The sequence below is a fragment of the Streptomyces capoamus genome, assembly GCF_014654935.1.
GTDB lineage: Bacteria > Actinomycetota > Actinomycetes > Streptomycetales > Streptomycetaceae > Streptomyces > Streptomyces capoamus.
This window is the reverse complement of sequence record NZ_BNBF01000036.1, coordinates 55,141-56,411: the sequence shown is the minus strand read 5'-3', so window position 1 is coordinate 56,411 and position 1,271 is coordinate 55,141. Positions and strand designations below refer to the sequence as shown.

At 68.3% G+C, this 1,271-nt stretch carries 2 protein-coding genes; both read left to right on the top strand.

Annotated features, from left to right (window positions below):
* Positions 1–193 precede the first annotated feature (193 nt).
* A complete protein-coding gene (locus IE312_RS35230; protein WP_189986342.1) occupies positions 194–340 on the top strand; it encodes a hypothetical protein in 147 nt (48 codons plus the stop codon).
* Positions 341–905: 565 nt separating this feature from the next.
* A partial coding sequence (locus IE312_RS43270; RefSeq protein WP_229900820.1) for a GNAT family N-acetyltransferase occupies positions 906–1,271 on the top strand: 366 nt, incomplete at its 3' end.

The window sequence follows — 1,271 nt, the reverse complement described above, 5'->3', positions numbered from 1 at the left end:
CGGAGACAGCCCTGGACCTGGTCGGACGGGGGCTGATCGAGGTTCGCGTCGCGGACGGCGCGCGACCCGGGACAACCAGCCCGGTAGTCAGGGCATCGTTGACAACACGGACAGCACCGCACAGGCCCAAGGAACGGGCCAGTGGCCATCCGTAGCCGGATCCTGGAAATACGTCACCATCATCATCCTCGGTATGGCCGCACCGGCTTGGGCCGTGTGGGGCGCGCTCGTCGACGTCCCACGCTGGTACATCCTGCTCTTCGGCACACTGCTGGTCTTCGGCGTCGTGATACTGCGTGTCGCCTACAAGCTCCGGCGAAACCGCCCCGCCACCAGGTGATGTGTCCGTCCGGTCACCCGTAGAAGGCTTGCGCTTGATCACGGCCTTGCCGACGTTGACCGTACTGCCGGGCCCGCTGCTGATGGAGCGGATCGGGTGCACCAGGCGAGGACCACGAGCGATCCATACGGCGGTACCGCAGGACCGGCTCCGACGGACAACGCTGCCGTCCGCGCACCGAATCGGAGACCGGGAGACCACGGCGACCCAGCCCAGGACCTGGCCGTCCTCATCGACGCCGACCTCCCCGTCCCCCACCGCGGCCAGCCCTCACCCGTCGCCGGCCGGGGCGGGAAATGGGAGATTCACTACAACTCCCACGACGTCCGCCAGATCTGAATCCGTCTGCCCGAAGGCGACCTCACCGAGATTCCCTGGATCCACCGCGACCACGTCCGCACCTGGCAGCACCTCCGCGCTCACGCCCGGCACAGCAACCACGACGACAGCCAGCAGCAGCCTCGCCATGACAGGTGAACGGCCTGAACCGGGCGCGGTCAGCGTCCCGGTGTCCGACCGGGGTCCTTGGCAGGGTCCTGACAGCTCGCGCTGTACGCTACCGTCCATGTCTGCCGAATCCGTGACTTTGCGCCCCGTCGACGAGGGCGACCTGCCCTTGCTGGAGCGCTTCCTCACCGAGCCGGAGACGGCGGGGCCGTTTCAGTGGTACGGCTACACCGACCCGCGGCGGTTCCGGCAGCGTTGGTCGGAGAACCGGCTGCTTGGTGAGGACGGCGGCCAGCTCATCGTCACGGCAGGAGACGAGCCGCTGGGGTTTGTCGCCTGGCGGAAGGTCGTCGTTACGGCATCCACCCACTGCTGGAACATGGGTGCCCAGCTGCTGCCCGAGGCCCGCGGCCGGGGTATCGGCACCCGGGCCCAGCTGCACCTCGTCCGGTACCTCTTCGCTCACACGCCCGTGATGCGGATC